The following is a 19,514-nucleotide window of genomic DNA, read 5'->3' as shown; positions in this document are numbered from 1 at the left end:
CCCCCACGACACCCTGCTGCGTCTGCACCCTCAGCAGGTGTTCGGATTCCGCCTTACTCGTGCCGCGACAGGGGCAGGTCGGTGAGTGTCCAGGCCGCGGCGAGGCCCTACCGGCATGTGCTGGACGTGCCCGCCATGGGGGCCGCCGTCCGCATCGCCCGTGAGACCACCGAGCTCGTCCTCGTCGAGTGCGGGGTGGGCCCCCGGCATCCGAGCGCGGGTCCGGCGCTGCTGATCCTGGCCGAGCTGGTCACCAACGCCGCCCGCCATGCCGCCGTGTCCTCGCCGATGAGCACCGTCACCCATGCACACGGGCCCGGCGCCTTCGCGTTCGCCGTCCACGACCGCCACCCTTACCGGCCCGCCCTGTTCGAGGCTCTGGCCACCGCGCCCGGCAGCGGCCTGTCCACGGTCGTCGAGATGACGCCGGACCTCGGCGGCACTGCCGTCGTACGGGCGGACACGGACGGGCGCGGCAAGGCCATCTGGATCACCCTCCCCCTGTGAAGCCGAGGAACTGACTATGACGATCGAATGGCGGTACACGACCCGGCAGGACCTGGGCGTGCTGTCCCTGGCCGGCTACCTCGGGGCGGATGCCACCGACCGGTTCACCGGCGCCGTCGGCTGGGCGCTCGCCCGGGGCACCGGTCCGGTCATCCTCGACCTGACCGGGCTGATGGGCTGGTCGGCGGGCGGGCAGATCGCGGTCGCCCAGGCCGCCCGCCGCCTCGCCGAGAACGGACGCCGCCTGGAACTGGCGGCGATACCTGCGGACGGCTCCCTCGTTCCGGACGCGACCTGCCCGCCCGTCACCGTCCACTGTGACCTCGCGGCGGCCCTGGCCTCGCACGGAGCCCACGGGCAGGAGAGGCAGTGGCGGACCGATGACTGGCCGGACCCGCATCCTCCGGCCGCGCCTGTCCTCACCTGAACACCCGGCACCGGCCCCGACTTCGAGAACGCAAGGGTGCCCCGCACGAACGACGTCACCGTCAAGGACTCCAACGGCACCCCGCCCGCCGACGGCGACTCGGTCACCCTGATCAAGGACCTCAAGGTCAAGGTCAAGGACACCTCGAGACTCTCAAGCGCGGCACCCTGGTGAAGAACATCCGCCTCACCTCCCGCCCGGGCGCGGTCGAGTGCAACACGAAGAAGGTCAAGGGCCTCGTCCTGAGGACCGGATTCCTCAAGAAGACGTAACGTCGCCCCGCCCTGAAGGCCCCGGCACAGGGGCTTCGGGCCTGTGAGGCCCGGTACGAACGTCACGAAGGCGGACCGCCCCGTCCCAGGAGTTGCAGGGATCTGCAATTGTGGAGGTCGCAAGGTGTGAAGAGGGGCGAAGGGATGCCCCTACGGCGAACGGTTCCGGGTGGATGAGATGGGCAGTCAAGGCAGGGGTACCCAGGTGAGCACACCGCTTTACCAGCTGAAGGCGGAGTTCTTCAAAACGCTGGGGCACCCGGTCCGCATCCGCGTCCTGGAGCTCCTGGCCGAGCGCGAGCACGCGGTTGCCGAGATGCTGCCGGAGGTCGGGGTGGAGGCCGCAAGTCTCTCTCAGCAGTTGGCCGTGCTGCGCAAGGCCAACCTGGTGGTGACCCGCCGGGAGGGCTCGAGCGTGTACTACGCGCTCACCGACCCCGAGATCGTCGAGCTCCTGCGGGTCGCCCGCGGCATCCTCTCCGGCGTTCTGGAGGGCCAGGCCGAGCTCCTGGCCGATCTGCGAGCCAGCCGTCACACCTGACCTGGCCCCACGGCGCCGGCCCTGGGGGCCCGCACCCCCGTGAAGCGGCCGTCTTCCGTCAGTGCGGGTGCGACGCGCTTCCGCTGACACCCGGAAGACGCCGCTCCCTCGTCTGCGCGGCCGTGCGTGTCCGGCCTGGTCCCGGCGTCAGGCGGCCCTCCAATTCGCTGCGGCTTCGGCGGTTACTTCTGCGCGTGCTGGCCCAGGTAGAACAGCAGCCAGATGAATCCGGCGAACACGTGCGTGCCGAAGATGTAGAAGAAGGCGCGCAGCGCGACGCCTTTCTCCTTCCACTTCTCCCGGTCCGCCGCCGACTGTCTCCCGGATGAGTTCTCCTTCAAGACTCGGCTTCCTTCCTGGTGTCTGGCCCGTCGTTCGGGTGGGCAGGGGCGGACGAGGACCTGCATCCCGTGCTTGCCGGCATGCTCGACGACGGCTGCGACCTCACCGGCTTCGACTGTGCGGACATCCGGCTGTGGGCCGGTGCCGAGATAGGTGACCTGGTAGAGCCGGGAGGCTGATCCGGCGCTGCCGGTCATGGTGTGCCTCCTGGCAGGATGAAGCGGACGACGACCGTCTTGCCGTACCCGCCGGGGGCGGGCTCGATACGCAGGTCGCCCCCGAAGGCGCGTGCCAGGTCGGCCACCGTGCGCAGCCCCTGCCCCGAGGAGCGGACGGCGTCGGCCGGCGATACGGGACGTGAATCCAGGTCTGCGACGCCGACCACGAGCATGTGGTCGGTCATGTGGACAGTGACCTCGGCATCGGGGGAGTGCTGGGCGTGACGAACTGCGTTGGCGACGAGCTCGCTGACGACCAGGAGCGCGGCCCCGGACAGGGAAGAGGCGCTCTCCAGGCCGAACAGGATCAAAGTACGTTCGGTCTGCTCGCGCGCGGCTCGTACCGAGCCCGGCACCAGCGGCACGGTCCACGTGTGCTTGCGTGGCTGCGGCGGCGCCGACTGCCCGCTGGGGTGCCGGGTCACTACCGCAGCCTCGGGCGAGCCGGTGGCATCGTCCGGTTCACCGGCTGCCCCCGTCCCCGCCGCCGATGGACACGCCGTGATCGCGGGCCACACGCTGCGCGTCCTCCAGCTCGTCGGCGGCCTGAGCCTCTTCGACGGCATCGCACGCCTCCTGCGCAGCCGCGAGACGAGCCCGCGCCACCCGAACCCGTTCCAGCGCCGCTTCCTCAAACCCGGCCACACCGCAACCCCGTCCGTCGACACTAGAACTAGTAAATTGCATAACTCTGCAAGTCTAGCCGGTGCGGGCACCGCGAGGACATCGCGGTGGGCGGGTTCAGCAGATCAGTCGAGAGTTCGGCCTCGGTGGCGAGGCGGAACCCCGCCTCCCTACGCTCGTCGTGACGACCGCGTCCACGGGGACAGGCACGGGCTGCACGCCTGGACTCTCCAGCCACGGCTGTCCGGCGTTGCGGACACGCTCCAGCGCTGGACCTCCTTCGCCCCAGGCCCCGGCGCGGCTTCACCCAGGGCAGAAGGCCACTCCCTTCCCCCCGCGCCCCGGATCCCTAGGGTGAGGGGGTGAGCACTCATACACCGAACGAGTCCCGCTTCATCTCCGTGCGCCGACAGGCTCCGTCGCCCGGTTCCGGCAGGGCGGCCGGCGCCTTGGGGCGACCCGTGGGGCGTGCACAGCCACGCGCGCCGAGGGAGCCCCTATGGCGTGACCTCGTCGGCCATGTGCTGCGGCGCGAGCGGCTCGCCCAGGAACGCACGCTGAAGGACGTCTCGGAGGCGGCCCGGATCTCGATGCCTTACCTGTCGGAGGTGGAGCGCGGACGCAAGGAGGCATCCTCCGAGGTGCTCGCGGCCGCCGCCCAGGCCCTCGGGCTCGGCCTCGCCGACCTGCTCCTGCTCGCCGGTGATGAGCTGGCCCGGCACACCCGGAGCCGGGTGGCACGTGGCCGCACGTCACCCACGGCGCAGTACGACGGCTTCTGCCTCGCCGCCTGACTGGACCGGGCCGACGGCCGGTACGACGGGGTGCGCCTCCGCCGTACCGGCCGCTCGCCGGCCCTCGGCCACGGCCGGGTTCGGGCTCAGACGAACGCGAACCGTCGGCTCAGTACCTCGTCGGCGAGCCCGTAGGCCACGGCCTCCTCGGCGGTGAACACCTTTTCCCGGTCCATGTCCGCGCGCAGCGTCGCCACATCGTGGTGCGTGTGTCGGGACAGGACCTCCTCCACCTGCGAGCGGATGCGGACCATCTCCTTGGCCGCGAGGCTGAGGTCGGAGACCGTCCCCTGTCGGCCGCCGCTGGCCGGCTGCCCGAGCAGCACCCGCGCGTGCCGGAGCACGAATCGTCGCCCTGGATCTCCACCCGCCAGCAGCACCGCCGCCGTCGACGCCGCCTGACCGACGCAGAAGGTGGAGATCGGCGCCTGCACGAACGTCATCGTGTCGTAGATCGCCATCAGCGAAGTGAACGAACCGCCGGGCGAGTTGAGATAGATCGAGATTTCCTGCTCCGGGCTCGCCGACTCCAGGTGCAGGAGCTGCGCGATGACCACGTTGGCGACACCGTCGTCGATCTCGGTGCCGAGGAAGATGATCCGCTCGTTCAGCAGCCGGCTGAAGACGTCGTAGGACCGCTCGCCCTGCGCGGTCCGCTCGATCACGTAGGGAACCGTGTACGACCCCATGTCACAGACCCGTCCGTCGGCGCGGCGTGGCCGGGCGGATGTCGGCGAGCGACTCCACCACCCGGTCCACCATCCCGTACTCCTTGGCCTGTTCGGCCGTGAACCAGCGGTCCCGGTCGCCGTCCCGCGCGATCGTCTCCTCGCTCTGCCCGGTGTGCTGGGCGGTGATCCGCTCGACGGCCTTCTTGGTGAACTGGAGGTTCTCCGCCTGAATCTCGATGTCCGCGGCGGTGCCGCCGATGCCCGCCGAGGGCTGGTGCATCATGATCCGCGCGTTCGGTAGCGCGAACCGCTTTCCGGGCGTCCCTACGGTGAGCAGGAACTGGCCCATGCTGGCGGCGAAGCCCATCGCCAGCGTCGAGACGTCGTTGGGGATGAGTCGCATCGTGTCGTAGATGGCGAGACCCGCGGTGACCGACCCGCCGGGGCTGTTGACGTACAGGCTGATGTCTGAGCGCGGGTCCTGCGCCGATAGCAGCAGCAGCTGCGCGCACACCCGGTTGGCCGACACCTCGTCGACCTGGGTGCCGAGGAGGATGATCCGCTGGTCGAGCAGCCTAGCCGCGAGGTGGTCGTCGAAGTGGCCGGGCGGTGTGTCGCCCTCCTCCGCGCGGGGCGCGAGCATGGTGAGGGGAGTCATCTCTTCTCCTTGTCGAGGCGGGATGCCGTCGACTCCACTCTTGACTCCAGGAACCCCCCGGGCGCCGTTCCTCTGCCCCCGGCAGATCCGCCACGAGCGGACACCACGTCACGGCGCTGGTAGTCGAACCTGATCGGGGGGATGTCCTGACCACCCGGACGGTCGATGTCAGCGTTGGGTGAGAGGATCACGTTCATGCCCCTGCCTCATCCCGATGATCTGACTTCACTGGTCCTGCGCACCGACTTCGGTGACGAGGGAGCCTGGGACGCGGTGCGAGCCGCACTCGACGCTGCCGGCGAGTATCCGCATGCCACGTATGTCAGCGACCTTCGTTTCGCCGGCGTGGATGTCCAGGCGCTCCTGAACGAAGAAGCTGCCTCGGAAGAAGCCGAGCAGACCGGCTACATGTTCCTGGCGGACGCGACCACGATGGATGATCCCGAACACCCGGTTCTGGCCCTGGACCTATCCGACGAACCTGGGCGAACATGCAGGGTCCCGGCGCAGTGGTTTCCGGACGTGGCTGCCAACCTCAGCATCGCCAACATGGACTTTGCGGACTTCGCCGATGCCGCTGATGGATCAGGGGCCTTCCGCGGCTTTGACCGGGGCTGATGCCTCACCGTTGGGGCACGTCCGGGGCGAGCCATGTGTGTCGCGCCAGTTCACCGTGCCTCGCGCGTGAGACGACGGCTCATCAGATCGATCACAGCGAGGCGGATCATCGCTTCGGAGCGGTGTGCGCGGGTCTCGTAGTCGCGGGCCAGGCGCCGGTGGTGGACCAGTGAGGTGCGCCTCTTCGAACTCGACAACGGCAGCATGTCCCAGGCCCGCCTCGCCAAGGAGGTCTGGAACTACGAGCGCTACGCCGGGCACCGCGTCTGGCGCGTTCGGCGAGGCCCGCCGGCCTCAGCAGTTCCGCGTGGGGAACGGTCAGGTGCCCGTTCCCCGAACGCTTGCGCAAGACAACCCTCTGGACTGGCGACGCTTGACTTGTGGCAGAAGGTCCAAGGGTGGCTTTTTCATTCCGGGGCGGCCCGCGCTGCTGCGCTCCTCCTGGCCGGGCACAGCGAGGCGATGGCGGGACTGGTGACGCCGTGCGCGGCGCGGCACAGCTCCCGCATGTCTGCGGCGCCTGCACCGGTGCGGCCCGGCCGGTCGGTGCGGCGCCGGGGCCTTCGGCCGCGCTTTCGCTTCGGCCTTCGGTTTCGCTGCGGGGCTGGCCCGCTGCAGGATGGTGGCCCGGCAAGCCCGTGGCGTTCCTGCCCGGCCGCCCGGCGGGGCGCGGGCCCAGTGCAGCCGGGCCTCGCCGGTGGCCTCCGGAACGCCGGTACCGACACCACCCGCCCGTGGTCGGGGTCGCTCCTCAGGCGACAGCGCTGCTCGGTGAAGACGGACCGCGCAGGGCGGGGGAGACGGTACGTCGTGCGCTCAAGAGGTTCCTTACCAGCGCCTCACCGCAGGCTCGCCGACCGCACGATCGATCTTTGCGTCACATCCCGCCACCACGGTGCCGCAGTTCCGCCTACGGAACCACCGGCCGGTCCGAGCGCAGGGCGTCGAGGGCTTCCGTGGGGGGTGGCACGCTGAGGCCGCGGTCGTAGGCGTTGGCAGTGACCGTCATGCAGTACAACAGTGCCGCACGGTCCTTTCCCATGGCCCCGCGGGCGGCCGGAGCGTACTCGTCGGCGAGGCGGTCGATCAGCAGCAGGCGGGACTCCAGCGGGACGGGGCGGTCCGCGGCGGCCGCGACCTGCGCCGCGTAGGCCGGGAGGCTGTCGGCGAGAAGCGCGAAGGGGCGACAGCGCGCGGGACAGTCCGTGCAACCGGGCAGTTCCCGGTCCGGCCGGCTCGCCACCAGCGTCACGAACTCGGCGCGAGCCTGTTCCAGGCGAGCCACGGCGTGTTCGGTCAACTCCGTGGTGGCCAGCCAGTCCTCGCACAGCCGCGCCAGGACCCGCGCGGCCCGGTCGCGTGCCAGCAGATGACGGCCGGTGTCGTCGGCGGCCCTCTCGGACGGGGCGGGCGCCGCAGGGGCCGCACCGCGGCCCGCGGCCACGGCCCGGGCGGGGACCCTCCGCGGGAGCGAGGCCAGATGGCGCTGCGCGGCCTGGGCAAAGGCGCAGTACGCCTCCTCGCCGTCGGCCGGACCCTCGGCCCTCCAGGCGCTCCACGCCTCCCACAACTCCTCCGCCTGGCCGAACACCAGCCCTTGGAAGAACGGCGCCAATGCGGCATCCGTCGATCGACGGGCCGGCGGCCGGTCGATCCGGTGGAGCAGGGTGCAGGGCGACGGGCAACGGCGGCAGCCTCCGTGCCGGTGGAGGTAGTGGCGGTTGGCCTCGGCCGGTGCACCGGGGCGGCCGACGTCGGTCTCCGGCCCTTGCGTGCCATCCGCCACCACGACCTCGTCCGCCTCGCGCATGGCGACGAGCACAGCCGATCCGATCCGCTCGTCGTGTACCACCGCCACTCCGGGCGGCAGCAGCCCCAGATGACGGCTCTGCCGGTCCGTCAGGTTCACGGCCGCAGACACCACCGCCCGGTCGTCGGCCGCCACGAGCCGGTGCAGGATCTTCACGTTGGAGTTCTTCACCACGTCCGGCGCCAGCTTGACCGGCACTTGGTCGGCGACGACGAAGCCCTCGCCGTACGCGCGCATCTCGGCCAGCATGTCGGTGAACATGGACACCGCCTTGGCCTGCGGATCCCCCACCTCACCGCCGGACGGGCCGCGAGAGGCGCGCAGCAGCCGGTGTGCCTCCTCGATGAGGGTGAGGTGCCGCAGTCCCACGCCGGACGGAGCGGTATCGGACCGGGCCTCCGCATGCTCGTACAGCATGCACAGCAGCAGGGCCATGACGAAGGACTTCTCCTCGTCGTCTCCCAGGCCGCGCAACTCGACCACGGCCGGACGCTCGAACAGCTCGGTCACCGGCACCCCGCGCCGGGTGTCCAGGGCCATGCCCTTGGTGCCGACGAGCAGGCTGCCGAGTCGGGACCGCAGGGCGGCTCCCATGTTCTGGTGGACCTCACGCCCGTACGAGCGACGGTCCAGCACCTCTTCGATCTTCCCGTACAGGTCACCGACCGAGGGGATCAGCGCAGCACGGTCAGCCGCCGACGGGCGGCGCCCCAGAAGGTCGTTGACGGAATACTGAAGGTCCCAGCCCCGCTCGGTGTACACCTCGATCATGGCGTCCTCCAACACGTACGACATGCCGGCGAACATCGGGAACGAGGCGTTGAACACCGCTTTCAGGAGATCCAAGTGGCGTGAGAGTGGGGTGCCCTGCAGTGGCTCGAACGGGTTGAGCCGTAGTGGCATCGGAGCCTGAGGCCCGATGCCGAAGACGCGCAGGCGCCCACGGAGGCCCGGATGCGCTGCCAGATGCCGGTACTCGGCCTTGGCCGGCTCGATGACCAGGAAAGGCACGCCCAGGCCGGTGTACGCCTCCAGCAGCAGGTTCTTCGCCGTGGTGGTCTTGCCGTAGCCGGTCATCCCGGTGATGAACACATGGCGATTGAGGTCTTCGGCGGAGACGGCCACTGTCTGGTGCACGTCGCCCCGGCTGTCCAGCAGTCTGCCCAGCGTCACTGGACGGTGCTCCACCTCGGGGGCGACGAGCGCGAACTCGGCGCTCTCGCGCATCGGCAGCCCGGGCACGGCTCGGCGCGGCAGCGCGAGGAGAACGGCCAGCTCGGTGGAGGTGATGTTGGTGGCCAGCGCGTCGAAAGCGGGACCGAGCGGGTGACCGGTGCTGCCGTCGGCGGGTGTCAGGGCCAGGACCTGCCCCTGCAGGGCGGCTTCGCGCAGCAGGGCGGGCGGCAGCCGTAGCACCCGCAGCGGGTCGAGAGTCGTGCTCTCGCCGCTGCAGATACCGCGCAGCGCTCCGGAAAGCGACTCCAGCACGCCGTCGTTCTCCGCCGCGAGGTAGACCGCAGTACGCCACCAGCCCTGCGACCGGGCCGCCTCCAGTCGGTCGATATGGCGCTGGAGCAGCCGCTCGCAAGCTTCGGCGGCACCGTTGAGCAGCTCGCTGCTCTCGCCGAGCGACCGGCTGCTGCCCGTCGTCCGCGAAGGGGTGCTCTGCGGTACGGCCATCGACTTCGCAAGCCCGCCCAGCGGGACGGACAGCGGGCCGACCCGGCCCAGAGGGCGCAGCACCGCCGCACCAGGGGCGAGAGGCGGGACCGCCGCCGCCAGCGCGCAGAACACCGCGATCCTGCCCAGCAGCGCGGGCAGCGCCTCGGCACCCTCCTGGGGGAGGGGCGTGGACGTCGCGTTGCTGCTGCCTTCGGTACTGCTGACCGTACGTCGCACCAGGGCGTGGATCTCGCCGCGGATCCGGCGGCAGTGGTCCAGCGTGGCGTCCAGAACGGCGGCGGGCAGAGGCTCGGCGGCGACCACGAGGGCGTAGCGTCCGTCGACGGCGGAGGTGAGCCGGTCCAGCGACTGGAACGCGGCGGGGGAGAGCCCGGACGAAGGGGAGGGGATCCCGGTGACCACGGCGAGCGCGGGGGCGGTCCGCAGGAACGCGGTCAACTCCGCGTGCGTCCCCTCGTCGGGCTGGTGGGCGGGGCCGAGCCGCAGGCCGGGGACGTGAGCACGCAGGGTGCCGGTCTGCCCGTGCAGGAAGTCCTCCGTGGATCCGGCCGAGACCCCGGGGATCCGTCGGCCGCCCCAATGGACGCGGTGCGCGGTACCGGTGCCGTGGACCGCCACGCTCAGTACGTGTCCGCCGCTGTGACAGGAATTCAGTACGTGGGGCAGAGCCGCGTTCCAGTCCTCACCGGGGACGGGTGCGCCCAAGGCCTCGACCTGGTGCAGAAGCGGGCGCGGTGCGGATCGCGCGGGTCCTCCCACGGTCCAGCGGGCGGCGTCGAAGTCACCCAGATACCGCCGTTCCAGCAGGCTGAGCAGGAGCCCGGCCACGTCTTGGTCAGGTCGGGAGGCATGGTCGGCCGGTTCGGCGGATCCGGAGCCGCTTCCCCGTACGGCGCGCGGTGGTCCGATGGTGGCGGGAGCGGCGAGGAGCGCCGCGTCGGCCTCCGGCCCGCTCGGGGGAGTCATGGACGCATCCACGGTGGGAGCACCTCCGGTGGGTCGGGGCAGCGGGAATCGGGGGAGAGCAGCCCCGGCCCGGATCCTGAACGGTCGGTGGACGGGGTGGACGGGGTGGACGGGGCCGCGGCCGGGCCGCGGTCCGGTTGTGCGGGGATCGCAGGGACGGCGCGAACGGCGTACTCCGCGGACGGCACGGGCGCGAAACGGGAACGCAGCAGCGGCCACCAGGCCGCGCCGGCCGCAAGATCGGTCACCGGGTCGGGGCCGCACCACACCGACGCCCCTGCCGCCGCATCGGTGAGCGCGGAGCGCATCGCCGGCCAGACGGCGCCCGGCCCCCCGAGCACCACCGAGGAAGGGTGCGGCACGGCCGCACGGGCGGCCTGCCGGAGCAGGTGCAGGCCGTCGGCAACGGCCGGGTCCGCCGCCAGTTCGGCCCCACGCACCACCAGCGGGGCGAACAGCCTTTCGGCGTAGGCCCCCTGCCACTCGACGGCATCGGCCTGCGCGAGACGGGCCGCGCACTCCTGGACGCCGTCGGCCAGAGCCAGCAGATCGGCGGCGGGGGCGTCCTCGCGGCACCGCGCCAGCACCTGACCCACGAGGAGTTCCGTCCATTCGCCCCCACCGTGCGCAAGTACGGTGTCCGGTCCGGTACGCGTGAGGACGATGGGCCCGCCGTCCGGCCGGATCGCACGGAAGGGGGCGAGTACGCTCCATCGCTCACCCACCGCGACGGCCAGCAGCGCACCGGTGGGCAGCGGCCGCCCGGGCGAGGCCAGCCGCCGGCACAGCAGCGCTTCGGCCGGTCCGATCCGCAGGGCGCCGCCCAGTCCCGCTTCCTCCACGTACTCTTCGGCGTCGGCAGGTGTGCCGGGTCCGGCACACAGCACCACCCGGTAGCCGGGCGCCGGGCCCGCACGCTCCGGGAGCCCCAGGTAGCGCGCGACCCGGTCGCGCAGTCCGGTCAGGAACTCCGCGTCCCACGGATCGCGCCGCCACTCCAGCAGGCGGTCCGCGGTGGCACGCCCCGAGGCCAGGGAACGCTGGGCCGCCGCACTTCCCCATCCCAGACCCTCGCCGTAGGCATGGGGGATCCACACCCGCAGCCCATCGCCGACCGTCAGGGGCCGACCGCCTTCCAGCAGCGCCGGTACCGTGCTGCTGTGCTGCACGTCGAGGCCGAGGAATCCGCTCATCGCACCGTGGCTTCCCCGGTCGCGGCAACGAGCCGCTCCACTTCTCGGCTCAGCAGCCGGTGTGCCGCGTCCAGGCAGTCCACCGGGGCGGGGTCGGGATCGGCCGGCGTGGCTGCCACCGGGCGGCATCCCGCACTGATCTCGTCGAGCGCGGCCCGGCGCCGCTGACGCAACCGCTCGGCGGCCCGGACCGCTGCCGCGCGGACGTCCGCCTTGACCTTGGCCCGGTCGGGCATGGCCGCCTCCGTGGCGAGTTTTGCGGCCTGCACCGAGGCCGCGGCTACGGTGACTGCCGTGTCGATGTGCCGTAGGGCCTTCCAGGACAGCTTCGGAATCATCGTCCCCACCCGGCTGCTGACCGCGGAGCCGAGTCCGTCGGTGAGGGCCTCCGGGAGCTTTCCCGCCAGCCGGCCCGTGACCTCGACCGACACCCGCTCGGGCTCCAGGATGTCCAGCAGCCGCCGTGTTCCCTGCGTGCCCGGCGGCTTGTGGTGGTTGAGTTCGGCCGTCCTGGCCACGACCTCCGCGAGGCCGAGGGCTTCCTGCCGGGCCACCGTGCGCAGCCGTTCGGTGAGCCGGACGCCGTAGCTGCCGTCCCGCAGCACCGGGCCCTGGTCCAGCTCCGCGGCGATCTCGTCTCCCACGGTCCGCGCGTGCACTGCCAGCCTCTCCAGCATCCGGTCCAGCTCACCGCCGACGGTGTCGAGGAACCGCCGCCGGGAGGTGTCGATGGCCGTACGCGCCACCTCCGCCTCGACCAGCAGCTGCCGGAACAGCGCACGTTCCGCGTCCAGTCGTTCGGCGGCTTCCTGTGCGGCCGCCTCCAGGATCCGGGACGCGCGGGCACGGCGGGAGGCGAGGGCCGACGCCGTGGCCCGGTCGGTGAGCCTGCTCACCAGGGCACCGGCCTCGGGGCCCCCGAAATGGTCCGGGTGCGCGGCGGCGGCGCGGGCGCTGACGAACACCACTTCCGGCGGCAGCGCACCGTCCAGCGCGTACTCCAGGCGCTTGAGGTGGGCCGGGGCGCGGGCGTCGAGGTAGCGCTGCCACTCCTCGGGCGTGTCTTCGTCGAGGAAGACGTTGACCAGCAGCGCCAGTGACTCGGCGCCGTGACGTTCGCGGTATTCGCGCAGGAAGTCCTCCTCGACGGTGGCCATCGGCTGGCGGGAGTTGAAGACCCACAGCAGGAAGTCGCCCTGGGCGGCGATGTCCGCCGCGCGACGGGTCATGGCCGGTGTGTCGTTGATGCCGGGGGAATCGACCCAGCGTCCGCCGTCCGGCACGGGGCAACGGGCGAGTTCGACGGTGACGGTCCGTGTGGCGCCCACTACGTCGAAGCGGTAAGACCCGTCCGCGGCGACGAGCGTGACGGCCTCCGTGATCGCCTCGGTGGTGGCGGGCACCTCGCGCCGCCCCGCTCCGTCACAGACCGTGACCCGGTCTTCGGGGCCGGGACCGATGACGCAGGCGATGCCCGTCTCGGGGTAGTCGCTCACCGGAAGCAGGGCACGGCCCAGCAGCGTGTTGAGCAGGCTGGACTTGCCCGCGCTGAAATGACCACCGAAGACCAGTGTGACGGCCGGAGGGGCCATCACCGCGGCGGCCCGGGCGAGGACATCGGCCACCGAGTCCCGATAGGGCTGACCGTGATGGCGGGCGAGAGCGGCATCGAGGGGGGACGGAAGGTACACGGCTTGTCGCTTTCGTCGTCCGTGCTGGACGGGTGCAAGGGAGGGGTGCGGTGGACCGGGTGACCGGGAGGCGTCCGTGCGGCAGCTCTGCCGCACCGTGCGGCATGCGTGCGCCGGCGGGCGCCTCCCGGTGGGGGCAGGCCAGGTCAGATCTGCTGGGCCGTGCTGATCGCCTTCTGGAGCTTCAGCAGGTGCCCGGATACCGTGGACCGGACCGCGTCGAGACGTGCGACCAGCAGGTCGCGTTCGTGCTGGTCCCGCTGGTTTTCCTCGACCATCGCCCGGATGTGCTGCTCCTCCTCGCCGATAACGCCGTTGATCTCGGCGGTGACCACCTCCTCCAGTTCCTCGAAGGAGGCCCGCACCCGAGCGCCCAGGTGCGGCGCGAGTTGGCCGGGCAGATCCCGCAACAGGCCGTCCGAGTCCGTCGCGAGCCGCCTCTTGAGCCGCTTCTCCAGGTTGATCCCTCCGCCGACGGCGCCGCCGAGCAACGAGGCGGCCATCAGCACCGGCACCACCAGCGGGGCGGCCGGGCTGACCCCGAGCAGCCCGAGCACCATGCCCGCCCCCAGGATGCCGCCCACCCCGCCGAGCGCGCCGCGGAATCCGGCCGTACCCCCGCTGACCGCGCCGCCCAGCCCGCCCAGGGCGAACCCCGCGACCATCGACAGAACCCGCTCGGCCGTTCCCACCAGCGGTTTCCGTTCCGGCTCCGTCTCCCAGCCCGTCAGCTGCAGATGCAGTTCACCGAAACCGTCACCGATCGCGGCGATCTCACCCTCGATGTCATGCGCGAGGTTGCCCAGGATGGGCTCCAGCACGCGCTGAGCCTCGACGTCGGCCCAGTCCGCGAGCTGGTCGGTCACGTACTGCTGCACGGCCTCACCGATGACCGCGGCGGCCTTCTTCTGCTGGAACACGCCCAGCGCGAGGTTCATCTTCACCTCGACGGCATCGATGTGGGCCGGCAGTCCGTCCCGCATCGACGCGATCCGGGAGGCGAAGCTGACGGCCAGCACGGCTTCCGCCTCGGTGCGGTAGCGGTTGAAGAGCGCGGGCAGCAGGGCCGGCCGGTTCCTGATCGACGCCATCGTCGGCAGCAGCTCGGTGTACGTCTCGCGCAGCCGTACCTGGTCGGTACGTGCGGCACGCATCCGCTGCGCGATGTGCTGCTCCACCGATTCCGCGGAAGCGGCCGCCACCGTCGTGTACTTCATCAGGTGTACGTGGTGGCGGTCCCGCAGCAGGAAGTCGCCGAGACGCCGCTCCAGGGCGGCCAGGCCGGACTGCTCGACGAGTTCCGGCTTCCCCTCGTAGACCCCCGAGCGGGCCTGCGCCGCGTCCACGAAATAGATGTCACGGGACGTCAGGTCCTGACCGGTGTAAGCAGGGCCGCCCAGGTAGTCGCGGATGTATTTGTTCCACACGTAGCCACGCAGCCGCTCGTCCACGGCCCGGCCGTTGAAGAGGTTGACCACCGTGAAGACACGGGTGCCTTCCTCGACGAGAGCGCCCGCGTTCATCAGCTCGCCGTGGCCCATCAGGATGTCGCTGCGGTAGACGAGGACGGCGGCGTCGCACCGCGCCGTGGCCTCCTGGGTCACCTTGGTGCGGGTGGGGTGCTCGTCCAGGCCGGGTGAGTCGTATACGACGACACCCGCCTGGCAGAGCCGGGAAGGGAAGCCCATCTCGAACTCCCGGATGGTACGGAAGCGCCGCGAGGTCTCCTCTTCGTCGATGTCCAGGGTGGACTCCCTCAGATATCGCTCCAGCGTCCACTTCTCCGAGGATCCGTCGAACCCCCACCGGGTGACGTAGGGCTGCTCGGCATAGCACACACCGGTCAGCGTGGCGGTGGCCGGCAGGTCGTCGACGACCATCGGGCCACTCTGGCCCCCCAGGTCGACGGGTCCGGTGTTGCCGCCGAGCAGGGCGTTGAGCAGCGTCGACTTCCCGGTCTTGAAGCGACCCATCACCATCAGGTTGAAGGTGTCGGAGCGGAGCTGGGAGGCGAAGGCGGACAGGCGCCCCGCGGTCTCCCACATCTCCAGTTCCTGGGCGACCTTCGCCAGCCCCTCGATGGCCTGGTCGGCCTCGTCGCGCGCCTGTTCCGCGCCGCGGCGCATCATGTCGGCGAGCTTGCTGCCGGCCTGAGTGCCGTTGGCCTGAGTGCCATTGATCTGCGCGCCGCTGGTCTGCGCGGCACTGATTCCGGTCGTGCTGAACGTTTCGGACACGGCTTTCTTCCCTCCCTGTGTCCCCGGCGGGGACCCGCGAACGGTCGGCCCGGTGATACCTGCTTGTCTGCTGGCGGTGTCTCTGCGCGGCGGGGCCCGGCTCCTCCCGGCGCCCTGCGCGGGGATCAGCGCCGTGTCGTCAGGGTGGCGAACCTGCCCTTCAGCTCCGCCAGTTCGGCTGCTGCGGCCGTGGCGCTTCCGCTTTCGGCGCGGCGGCGTGCCGACGGCCCAAGGTCCACCGTCGGCGCCTTTGCTTCCAGCTCGGCGACGGCCCGTGCGTACTCGGCCTCGGCCGCGGCCCGCACGGCCCCGCCCAGCTCCCGCATCGCCCCCGTCGCAGCAGCGGCCAGCTCGTCCACGCGGTCGCGGACCACGCGGCTGCCATGGCGTGCGGCGTGGCCGACTCGCTGTTCCGTCCTGTAGCGGTGCACCGCCACCCCCACTGCGGCTCCGGCACCCGTCGTCAGGAGGATGCCGATGCCGCCGAGGGAGAGCCCGGTCGCCGCTCCCAGCACGCTGCCGGCCAGTACCTCACCGGCAGGCATTCCCGAGCCCGAGGACGGCCGGCCAGGGGCCGACACGCCGGACCGCGGCTCCCACGCGGACTCGTCGAGTGGCGTCCGCGTGGCCTCGGCCGACCTGTCCGGGGGACTCATCGCGTGGGCGACGTACGCGGCGTCGATCCGGTGCTGCATCTCGACGTGGGCCAGGTCGGCCTTGGCGGCGCGGGCCCGGATGGCAGCACGGGCCGTCGCGGCGTACGCGGCGATCCCCCGGTCGAAGTATGCGGTGACCAGAGCGTCGACGCCGGCACGGTCGGGGAACCGGTCCCGGTGCTGCGCCAGGTGGCGGTCGAGCCCGCGGAGCAGATCCTGTTCCATGGTGCGCAACCCCGCCTCGACCTCCTGGCAGCCGGCCTCGATCTCGTGGTCGAGGACGCGCTGCAGAGCGCGGTACGCGTCGTCCAGCAAGGCGCGGGAACGGGCGGCCGCGGCGGCCGCAGCCTTGCCGCCCCCGTCGTCGGGGGACGTGTCCCGCCGACCGGCCACGACCTCCGCAGCGAGGTCGAGCAGGTGGGCGATCTCCCCTTCGAGCAGCGTGGTCCCGAACCCTGTGTCCTCGGGCGAGGGGGAGGGGGAAGCGGCGGGAGAGGGAGAGGCGAAGGAGGCGAGGCGGGAGGCGTCGGCGGCCAGCCGTTCGCCGAGTCCTGCGTCGGTGGTGGGTGTGGCTTGCGGCCCCGACCACAGGAGCAGCCCCGGGACCGGAGGAGCTCCGCTCCCGTCGTCCAGCATCCGCAGGAAGCGGCCCTCCACCAGCGCGACGTCGGTGGAGTCTGCCAGTTCCTCGGCACCGGTCAGGACGACGGCGATGGTGCCGGCGGGACGCGTTGCCAGGTCCGCGGCGGCGGCCAGCTCGTCCGGGCCGAGCAACTCGGCACACCCCATGGCCAAGAGCACGCGGTCCGCGTGCAGGGACCGCAGAGGATCTGTGTGCAGGTCGGCGAGTGCCACCGTGTGCCGGGCCGCGGCACCGGACCGTCCGGCCGGGAGCGCTTCGGCCAGCCCGGAGACCAGTGCCTCGGAGGAGACGGCCAGCAGCAGGCCCGGGCGGTCGGCCCGCACCTTGTCGGCGGCGTACGCCACCGTGGGCCACCTGTGCCGGTTCGCGGCCTGCTCGATGTCGCCCACCAACGCGGTCAGCTCCGTGGCCGCGGTGTCCTTCCGGTCGTTGTCGTACGGGGGATTCGTGCCTGCGGTCCGGTCGTCGGACATCACTGCTCCAGCCAGGAGAAGAAATCGGGCGTCAGGTCCCGCGCCCATGGGGTGAGTTCGCAGGCCAGGAGCAGCGGCAGCATCGACGCCAGCTCCGCGCGGTCCCCGGGATCGCCACTGCCTGCTGAGAAGAAGTCGGGAAGGCAACGGTCGAGGAGATCGTCCAGCAGCCGCTGGTCCTCGCGCAGTGCGGAGATCGGCCGGCCTGTCGGGGCCACGGTCACGGGCCCGCCCGATGCGCCCGAGGCCAGCGGGAGGGCCCGCGTCGTCGCGTACACCAACACGGCCCCGCCGCCGGCGGCGAGCGCCCACCACCGGTCGGGTGTGTCGACCTGGAGAGGCTGCCGGGGGCGACGCAGTGCGGGCGAGGCGAAGACGGCGAAGCCGGGTACGCCCCAGCGCAGGGTGGGCAGGGGAGGCGAAACGAAGTGTTCCACCGGCACCTCGGAGCGCCGCAGCGGATGCTCGGCGAACTCCTTGCGGATCTGCTCGTACGGGCGACCGGGGGTCTGCGGGACGGGCGGGGTGTTCACTGCGCGATCCTTTCGCTGGGCGTGGCCTCGGTGACGCGGACCCGGTCGGTGACCACACAGTCGCCGCCGCTGTGCAGCCACGCGTCGGCCATCGTCGCGGCATCCACGAAGCGGGCGGCCTCTCCGCTGCCGCTGTCGTTGAGGTAGAAGCCCTGGAGCCGCCCGCTGAGCGGGTCGCGGGCGGCGCCGATCGGCAACGCGGCATGGTTGGGGCGGCCTGCCTCGTAGTAGTTCCCGTCGTCCCACAGCACACCGGCGTTGACCGCGATGATCACGCCGCGCCCCTCCTCCAGGTGTGAGGCCAAGTCCTCCAGTGAGGTCGCCTGCTCGGTGTGGGCCGCAACGCCGAAGTCGCCGAGCAGCCGGGCCTGCTGCTCCAGCGTGGTGCCACCGCGGGCCGCGAGACTTCCGTCGGTCTGGCAGAGACCGTTCTCGACAGCGTGCCGGACGACGTCCGCCTCGGTGACGTCGAGCCCGAACTGGCGCAGCACTCCCTCGCAGGAGCACAGGCCACAGGTACCCTGGTAGCCGTAGGGGTTGTCGCCCTGCTGGTGGGCGTGGTCGGCGAAGGTGCCGACGTCGCCGAACACGATGGTTTCGGAGCCGTCGGGCAACGTGTCGAAGTATTGGGGGACATCCGCCTCCACGTCGGCCGGCCAGGCGTGGACGTCGGACAGGATGTCCGTGTGAGGTTCCGGGGGTGGTGCCTGGTCCACTGTCCCCTCCTGCATCTGATGGGCCCGCTGCAGCACGGGCCTTCATCGCATTGGACCCGGTGCGCGGGACGCCATTACCGGTCCCGGGAAAGTTCTTCCGCGACTTTCGCGCAGCCGCCCCGGAGCAGGGCCGCCCAGTTCCGGGGCCGGTGGCCGGGCGAGCGGTCGAGGACCATCCGGCGGAACGTGTCGGCCTCGTCGGGAGTCAGCGGTTCGCTCCGGGTACGGCGCGCCGCCCGCTCCGCCGCGGCTGACAGCTCCTCAGGCGTGCCCAGCAGCTCGGGATGGTGAAGGAAGAGGGCCACCCGGAACTTGACGACGCCCCTGCAGTGAGCCACCGCGCACCGCGAGGCGGGGAGGCCCAGCTCGTCGCCCAGCTGGGCCCAGGTGGAGTCCGGCCGACGTAATCGGGCGAGCAGCACGGCGAGTTCGGTGGCATTGACCTCGCCGCGTGCGTGTGCGCCCTGGGCGGCTTCTGCCAGCCAGCCGCCCTCCGCGCGCCCGACGGCGGGTCCTGATGTCGCCGGCTCCGCCGCCCAGGGAGGATCCAGGGGCAGCGGTGCCTCGCGGCTCCTCAGCCGCTGCCGTCGAGCGCCGGCACGGGCGGCCTCCCGGCGGGCGATGGCCATCGTCCAGGTCAGGAACGCGGCGTCACCACGAAAATGCGCGAATCCGCGCCAGGCGCGCACAGCGACGGCCTGGACCAGATCCTCGGCCTCTTCCCGGCTGCCGGTAGCCCAGCGGGCGTACGCCCGTAACTGCTGCTGCACCGCCGCCCATTCACGCGAGAAATGCGCATCCACCCGTTCCTGGCCGCGTGGAATGCCGGCCGGCCGTCCCATGGACATGTGGAGTCCCCCTCCCCAGTCCCCACCCTCGGGCGGTGTTACCGGACTTCAGCATAGGAAGCGCCACTCTGTCCGTGCAGTGATGAAAAAACGAGTCTCTTATTGATCGCTTCAGGCGCAGTTGTGATGAGAAGTTGGCAGTTGGGCGTGGTGGGGTTGGCGTCAGAGGCCCTACCGTGGCGCCGCGCCGAGCGCCCGGCGGCTGTCCGTCCTGGGCATCGTCAGGGTCGGCGATCGATCGTGCGGCGGGCTGCTGCCGTCGGGTCCGTTGCCCGGGGGCGGTGGTCCGAGCGCCGGCGCCGGGGGCTCGCGGACGGCCCAGGGGTCCCCGGCCGCGGAGTTCTCCGATCTACGACGCCCTCGAGCGGCAGTGGCGCCAGGAAGGCCGGGAGG

The 19,514-nt window shown here is 71.6% G+C and carries 20 protein-coding genes and 1 pseudogene; 7 read left to right on the top strand and 14 right to left on the bottom strand.

All coding sequences use genetic code 11. From position 1 onward, the window contains the following. The first annotated feature begins 135 nt into the window (after positions 1-135). The 5 genes from ACWGIU_RS00665 (at position 136) to ACWGIU_RS00645 (ending at position 1,747) form a co-directional block, all read left to right on the top strand. Positions 136-507, top strand: a complete 372-nt coding sequence (locus tag ACWGIU_RS00665) for an ATP-binding protein (protein WP_453701545.1) — start codon at positions 136-138, stop codon at positions 505-507. Between the two features lie 16 nt (positions 508-523). Then, positions 524-934, top strand: coding sequence for an STAS domain-containing protein (locus ACWGIU_RS00660; protein ID WP_453701524.1), 411 nt, complete (start codon positions 524-526; stop codon positions 932-934). Positions 935-970: 36 nt separating this feature from the next. Then, positions 971-1,108: a PhnA domain-containing protein gene (locus tag ACWGIU_RS00655; protein WP_453701523.1), complete on the top strand. Its 138-nt coding sequence runs from the start codon at positions 971-973 to the stop codon at positions 1,106-1,108. Then, on the top strand, positions 1,105-1,206 hold the full coding sequence (locus ACWGIU_RS00650; RefSeq protein WP_453701522.1) for a PhnA domain-containing protein: 102 nt from the start codon (positions 1,105-1,107) through the stop codon (positions 1,204-1,206). The genes ACWGIU_RS00655 and ACWGIU_RS00650 overlap by 4 nt, the downstream gene beginning before the upstream one ends. 205 nt (positions 1,207-1,411) lie before the next feature. Further along, positions 1,412-1,747 (top strand): ArsR/SmtB family transcription factor, encoded by a 336-nt coding sequence (locus tag ACWGIU_RS00645; protein ID WP_453701521.1) that lies wholly within the window; start codon positions 1,412-1,414, stop codon positions 1,745-1,747. A 182-nt stretch (positions 1,748-1,929) separates the two neighbouring features. Here ACWGIU_RS00645 and ACWGIU_RS00640 read toward each other — a convergent pair whose 3' ends face one another. The 3 genes from ACWGIU_RS00640 to ACWGIU_RS00630 all read right to left on the bottom strand — a co-directional run bounded on the left by ACWGIU_RS00640 (position 1,930) and on the right by ACWGIU_RS00630 (position 2,952). Beyond that, positions 1,930-2,088, bottom strand: coding sequence for a DUF6126 family protein (locus tag ACWGIU_RS00640; RefSeq protein WP_453701520.1), 159 nt, complete (start codon positions 2,086-2,088; stop codon positions 1,930-1,932). Between the two features lie 194 nt (positions 2,089-2,282). Then, positions 2,283-2,732 carry an ATP-binding protein gene (locus ACWGIU_RS00635; RefSeq protein WP_453701519.1) on the bottom strand — a complete coding sequence of 150 codons (450 nt, stop codon included), beginning with the start codon at positions 2,730-2,732 and terminating at the stop codon, positions 2,283-2,285. Between the two features lie 37 nt (positions 2,733-2,769). Beyond that, complete coding sequence (locus ACWGIU_RS00630; RefSeq protein ID WP_453701518.1) at positions 2,770-2,952, bottom strand: hypothetical protein; 183 nt, start codon at positions 2,950-2,952, stop codon at positions 2,770-2,772. Positions 2,953-3,293: 341 nt separating this feature from the next. Here ACWGIU_RS00630 and ACWGIU_RS00625 point away from each other — a divergent pair, with 341 nt between their 5' ends. After that, a complete protein-coding gene (locus tag ACWGIU_RS00625) occupies positions 3,294-3,725 on the top strand; it encodes a helix-turn-helix domain-containing protein (protein ID WP_453701517.1) in 432 nt (143 codons plus the stop codon). An 86-nt stretch (positions 3,726-3,811) separates the two neighbouring features. Here ACWGIU_RS00625 and ACWGIU_RS00620 read toward each other — a convergent pair whose 3' ends face one another. Then, positions 3,812-4,414, bottom strand: a complete 603-nt coding sequence (locus ACWGIU_RS00620; protein WP_030390118.1) for a ClpP family protease — start codon at positions 4,412-4,414, stop codon at positions 3,812-3,814. Position 4,415: 1 nt separating this feature from the next. Beyond that, positions 4,416-5,054: a ClpP family protease gene (locus ACWGIU_RS00615; protein ID WP_453701516.1), complete on the bottom strand. Its 639-nt coding sequence runs from the start codon at positions 5,052-5,054 to the stop codon at positions 4,416-4,418. A 195-nt stretch (positions 5,055-5,249) separates the two neighbouring features. Here ACWGIU_RS00615 and ACWGIU_RS00610 point away from each other — a divergent pair, with 195 nt between their 5' ends. After that, on the top strand, positions 5,250-5,672 hold the full coding sequence (locus ACWGIU_RS00610; RefSeq protein WP_453701515.1) for a DUF6924 domain-containing protein: 423 nt from the start codon (positions 5,250-5,252) through the stop codon (positions 5,670-5,672). Here the strand turns inward: ACWGIU_RS00610 and ACWGIU_RS00605 are convergent. The 9 genes and pseudogenes from ACWGIU_RS00605 to ACWGIU_RS00565 form a co-directional block, all read right to left on the bottom strand. Beyond that, positions 5,640-5,833 (bottom strand): annotated as a pseudogene (locus tag ACWGIU_RS00605) (hypothetical protein); the annotation flags it as partial. The gene ACWGIU_RS00610 and the pseudogene ACWGIU_RS00605 sit on opposite strands and share 33 nt — an antisense overlap. Before the next feature lie 749 nt (positions 5,834-6,582). Further along, positions 6,583-10,131, bottom strand: coding sequence for an ATP-binding protein (locus ACWGIU_RS00600; RefSeq protein ID WP_453701514.1), 3,549 nt, complete (start codon positions 10,129-10,131; stop codon positions 6,583-6,585). Next, complete coding sequence (locus ACWGIU_RS00595) at positions 10,128-11,324, bottom strand: hypothetical protein (RefSeq protein WP_453701513.1); 1,197 nt, start codon at positions 11,322-11,324, stop codon at positions 10,128-10,130. The genes ACWGIU_RS00600 and ACWGIU_RS00595 overlap by 4 nt, the downstream gene beginning before the upstream one ends. Next, the gene (locus tag ACWGIU_RS00590) at positions 11,321-12,949 is read right to left on the bottom strand and encodes a dynamin family protein (RefSeq protein WP_453701512.1); all 1,629 of its coding nucleotides are present in this window, start codon (positions 12,947-12,949) and stop codon (positions 11,321-11,323) included. Before ACWGIU_RS00590 ends, ACWGIU_RS00595 begins: the two co-directional genes overlap by 4 nt. A gap of 212 nt (positions 12,950-13,161) precedes the next feature. After that, complete coding sequence (locus ACWGIU_RS00585) at positions 13,162-15,252, bottom strand: dynamin family protein (RefSeq protein ID WP_453701511.1); 2,091 nt, start codon at positions 15,250-15,252, stop codon at positions 13,162-13,164. Positions 15,253-15,377: 125 nt separating this feature from the next. Next, positions 15,378-17,024 carry a hypothetical protein gene (locus ACWGIU_RS00580; RefSeq protein WP_453701510.1) on the bottom strand — a complete coding sequence of 549 codons (1,647 nt, stop codon included), beginning with the start codon at positions 17,022-17,024 and terminating at the stop codon, positions 15,378-15,380. Beyond that, on the bottom strand, positions 17,024-17,557 hold the full coding sequence (locus ACWGIU_RS00575) for a hypothetical protein (RefSeq protein WP_453701509.1): 534 nt from the start codon (positions 17,555-17,557) through the stop codon (positions 17,024-17,026). Before ACWGIU_RS00575 ends, ACWGIU_RS00580 begins: the two co-directional genes overlap by 1 nt. Beyond that, positions 17,554-18,273 (bottom strand): hypothetical protein, encoded by a 720-nt coding sequence (locus ACWGIU_RS00570; protein WP_453701508.1) that lies wholly within the window; start codon positions 18,271-18,273, stop codon positions 17,554-17,556. Before ACWGIU_RS00570 ends, ACWGIU_RS00575 begins: the two co-directional genes overlap by 4 nt. A gap of 74 nt (positions 18,274-18,347) precedes the next feature. After that, positions 18,348-19,121, bottom strand: coding sequence for an RNA polymerase sigma factor (locus ACWGIU_RS00565; RefSeq protein ID WP_453701507.1), 774 nt, complete (start codon positions 19,119-19,121; stop codon positions 18,348-18,350). Positions 19,122-19,514 lie beyond the last annotated feature (393 nt).

It is taken from the genome of Streptomyces sp. NPDC054840, assembly GCF_053611065.1.
The sequence above is the reverse complement of the archived record's forward strand: the minus strand, read 5'-3'. Positions and strand labels throughout refer to the sequence as shown.